The 4249-nt window shown below is 38.0% G+C and carries 3 protein-coding genes; 2 read left to right on the forward strand and 1 reads right to left on the reverse strand.

Translation table 11 applies throughout. The annotated features are described in order from the left end of the window. Positions 1-328 precede the first annotated feature (328 nt). The gene (locus tag FN831_RS27475; RefSeq protein WP_142531415.1) at positions 329-1552 is read right to left on the reverse strand and encodes a site-specific integrase; all 1224 of its coding nucleotides are present in this window, start codon (positions 1550-1552) and stop codon (positions 329-331) included. Positions 1553-2288: 736 nt separating this feature from the next. Between FN831_RS27475 and FN831_RS27480 the strand changes: the two genes are divergently transcribed. Both FN831_RS27480 and FN831_RS27485 read left to right on the forward strand, forming a co-directional pair. Next, positions 2289-2504 (forward strand): helix-turn-helix domain-containing protein, encoded by a 216-nt coding sequence (locus tag FN831_RS27480; RefSeq protein ID WP_142531416.1) that lies wholly within the window; start codon positions 2289-2291, stop codon positions 2502-2504. Next, on the forward strand, positions 2485-4173 hold the full coding sequence (locus tag FN831_RS27485) for a type I restriction endonuclease subunit R (protein WP_221931426.1): 1689 nt from the start codon (positions 2485-2487) through the stop codon (positions 4171-4173). Before FN831_RS27480 ends, FN831_RS27485 begins: the two co-directional genes overlap by 20 nt. Positions 4174-4249: the final 76 nt, after the last annotated feature.

The following is a 4249-nucleotide window of genomic DNA, read 5'->3' on the forward strand; positions in this document are numbered from 1 at the left end:
GGTTTTTTACTGTTCATTGTGTCCATAAGTTTATACTAATTTACTTATTCTTACTCTTGATTATCAAGAGTTGACACAGTTTGATTTACAGTCTCCCCCAGGCCTGTTTTATATATCTATATCCCCACACTCGGTGCGGCCTGCGAAACCCCGTCGCTCAAATGTCCGCCCACTGTTCTCGCTTTTAACCTTTACGGAGTGGTGGCTGTCGGTTTCCTGCGCCTTCGGAGAGTCTATTGCAGCTTTGAACGGCGTTCCTTTCCTTTGCATTCATATATTGTGACGAATGCACACCCGAACCGAAGCTTTGGGTGTGCATTATCATATACTATACAACAGCAAACATTTCTCTTAATGGTGCCATATCGCTGGCAACTTTTTCATCCAGCATTTTTGCATAAAGTTGGGTGGTGCGGATATTGGTATGCCCCATCATTTTAGACACGCTTTCGATAGGTACACCGTTCAAAAGAGTAACTGTAGTGGCAAAAGTACGTTTAGCGATCCGGTTGCCTAGTGTCTTGACGATGCCCGATAGGGCGGCAATCTCCACCAAATATTCGTTCATTTTTTGATTGCTGGAAATCGGCAACGCCCTGTTCTGATTGGCACAGAAAGGGTGATCTTTATACCTTTCCAGAATATCAGCGGCTATTGGGATAAGCGGCACAGCTACAGGCGTACCTGTTTTTTTGCGATAGCTGAATAGCCACTTTTCCCCGTCAATCCCTATACGTATGTCAGTTTGTTTGAGTTTTTGCACATCGGCATAGGACAGCCCCGTATAACAGCTGAACAGGAAGAAGTCCCGAACTTGTGATAGTCTTGCGGTGCTGTATTTTTTGCCCGCAATGTTTTGCAGTTCATCCGCAGTAAGGTATTCCCTTTGTACGAGTTTTGATTTCAACTTATAGCCAAAGAAGGGGTCAGTGATGATCCATTTGTTTCTAAGGCATATACGGACAATCTTTCCCAGATTTTTAAGGTGTTTACTAGCTGTATTGGTATCATTATCCTTTGAGGTATGCAGGTAGAAATCAAAACCGTCAATAAACTCATGGTCTATATGGCGGATGTTGAGGTCACTTGTTTGGTATTTAAATAAAAGATATTCTTTGACGTGCTTTTCAAGCACTTTAAACCGTCTCAAAGTGCCTTCCGCATAATCTTCCTTTTCTACGAGTGCCGCCATATTTGTGTTATGGATTTTAATGGCCTCCATAATGGTGTGTGTTTTTTCGGCTTTGCCTAAGAATTTGCATTTAACATTATCAGCGGTTATTGCAGTTCCGTCCGCGTTTAGTTGGCTATGCGCAGCATAAACCTCTGCTTTCATATTTTCCAGGTATGCATTCAAAGTTTTAACATCTTCCTTTGTGCCGATGACTTTTCCAACTTTTGCATTCCACCGGTCTGGTTCGCAGTTTCTGCTTGTGGACATTTCCGCACGAATCCCGTCCACCGTAATTCTTAAAAAGATAAAGTAAACAGCCCCTTTTGTGTAGTTTTTTGGCTTTTTCAAAAAGAAAAGCACGCTAAAATTAATTTTCATAACGATAACATTAAGGTTAAACAAAAATAGCTTTGCAGTTTCATTCCTACAGGATGTTCATCTATTAAACTAGTTGAATATCAATGTATTAATACGAATTAGGGGAGTTTGATATTATAAAGAACGACGCTCCGAATGACGCACATTTTATATGCGATTTCGTGCATATTTTGGCATAACCCGTAAAAGCAAAAACCCTGCAATCATTTGATTTGCAGGGTTTTAGTTCTCTTTGATATTGTTTCTTGTGATCCCGCTGGGATTCGAACCTAGTCCAAATATCAGCGTTTAAATAGTATTTAATGTGGTTTTTAAATTCGCCTCAACGAATCGCTCACCATTTATTTTGTACGTTTTAGCTGCAATTGCTATGGATTAAAGGTAAGGAAAATTGAAGATTTTACCTAAATAAATTTGGAAGTTCTCAATCGCTAATTTGCCAATTACTAATAACCAAGAGTGTGTTACCAAGATATGGAAACAGCATCTTCTACTGATTGTCAACGCCGATAAATTGTTCCTTTTATCTAGTAACTCAAAGTCGCAACGGTCTATAACATTACTGGAAAGCATACTCTCAAATTAGAGTATGCAATTACTAGTGGGTATTTTCGATATTAAACAGATTTAATCTTATTTCGTGCTCAGGAAACTCAATAATAAATGAACTATATATATATTGAAATACGAGATGTGAAAAAAAAAAACTAATTTGGCAAACTAATTTTAGACGGAAATGAACCGAATAAAGAAAGTACTTGAAGAGAAAGGAATTAGGCAAACATGGTTGGCTGAAAAGTTGGGAAAGAGTTACAATATAGTCAACGGATATGTCCAGAACCGACAACAACCTAGACTTGAAGTGTTAAATGATATTGCAAACATCCTAGATGTAGATATAAAAAATTTGATTGTCTCTAATAAGAGTAATAATGAACGAGGCAGAAACTAGAAAAGATATAATTGATAAAAGGCTAAAGATAGCTGGGTGGGATGTTGATGATCGTTCAAATGTAATTAAGGAGCTTAGTATAATTGTAGATAATAATTTAATCCCAGAAGAAGCTGCACCCTATTCTGGGAATCAATTTAGTGATTATGTTCTCCTCGGAAAAGATGGGAGACCATTGGGTGTTATAGAAGCCAAAAAATCATCTGTAGATCCTTCAATTGGACGTGAACAGGCCAAACAATATTGCTACAATATTCAAAAAAATCAAGGTGGAGAAATACCTTTTTGCTTTTATACTAATGGACATGAAATATTCTTCTGGGATTTAGAAAACTATCCACCCCGTAAAGTTCATGGTTTTCCAACAAAAGGAGACTTAGAAAGATATAATTACGTAAGGAGGGCAAGGAGACCTCTTTATGGTGAATTCATAAATATCAAAATTGCTGGACGTGATTATCAAATTAGAGCTATTCGTGCTGTAATGGAGGAACTAGAGAGAAAACGTAGAACATTTCTTTTAGTAATGGCAACAGGGACAGGTAAAACTAGAACTTGTATTGCCATTGTTGAAGCCTTAATGCGTGCAGGTTGGGCAGAAAGAGTACTATTCCTTGTTGATAGGATAGCATTAAGAGACCAAGCTTTGGAAGCTTTTAAAGAACACCTTCCCAACGAACCGAGGTGGCCAAAAGTTGGAGAGAAGAACATATCACAAGACCGTAGAATCTATGTTTCTACTTACCCAACAATGCTAAATATTGTAAGAAACGAAGAGAATACTCTATCGCCTCATTTTTTCGACTTAATTATTATTGACGAGAGTCACAGAAGTATATACAATACTTACAAGGAGGTTCTGGATTACTTCAGTACGATAACACTTGGCTTAACTGCAACTCCAACTGATGTTATCGATCACAATACATTTAAAATATTCAATTGTGATGATGGAGTACCAACTTTCGCCTATTCATATGAAGAAGCAATAAGCCACATTCCTCCATACTTGAGCACATTTCAGGTAATGAAGATTAAAACTAAATTCCAAGAAGAAGGAATTAGTAAAAGAACAATTTCATTAGAAGACCAGAAACGGTTAATACTTGAAGGAAAAGAAATTGAAGAAATCAATTATGAAGGAACAGAGCTTGAAAAGACTGTAATCAATAAAGGAACGAATGCTCTTATCGTAAAAGAGTTCATGGAAGAGTGCATTAAAGACCCAAATGGAGTCCTTCCAGGTAAAACAATTTTTTTCTGTGCAAGTAAAGCTCATGCAAGAAGAATTGAACAAATATTTGATTCACTTTATCCTGAATACAATGGTGAATTAGCCAAGGTGTTAGTTTCGGAAGACCCTAGAGTTTATGGAAAAGGTGGTTTATTAGATCAATTCACACACAATGACATGCCTAGAGTGGCTTTAAGTGTTGACATGCTTGATACTGGAATTGATATTAGAGAATTGGTAAACCTAGTTTTTGCCAAACCAGTCTATTCATATACTAAATTCTGGCAAATGATAGGTAGAGGAACAAGATTACTTGAACCAACCGAAATGAAGCCTTGGTGTTCGGAAAAAGAAGCCTTTTTAATTGCGTATTTCAGCGAAAGTGCCCCCTCTGTTTCGGGTCAAACTGACCCCCCCACTGGCTGCCGAGCGTAGTAGCGGATGCTCCACTAAGTACTACCAAAGATAATAAATTCCCGCCGCCCCCATCTGGCACTGAGCAAAAGCAGCT

Source organism: Pedobacter westerhofensis (assembly GCF_900182595.1).
GTDB classification, from domain to species: Bacteria; Bacteroidota; Bacteroidia; order Sphingobacteriales; family Sphingobacteriaceae; genus Pedobacter; species Pedobacter westerhofensis.

Excerpts from the sequence above, each read along its gene's own strand:
- FN831_RS27485 (WP_221931426.1), top strand. The coding sequence starts at position 2,485 with ATGAACGAGGCAGAAACTAGAAAAGATATAATTGATAAAAGGCTAAAG.
- FN831_RS27475 (WP_142531415.1), bottom strand. The coding sequence starts at position 1,552 with ATGAAAATTAATTTTAGCGTGCTTTTCTTTTTGAAAAAGCCAAAAAAC.
- FN831_RS27480 (WP_142531416.1), top strand. The coding sequence starts at position 2,289 with ATGAACCGAATAAAGAAAGTACTTGAAGAGAAAGGAATTAGGCAAACA.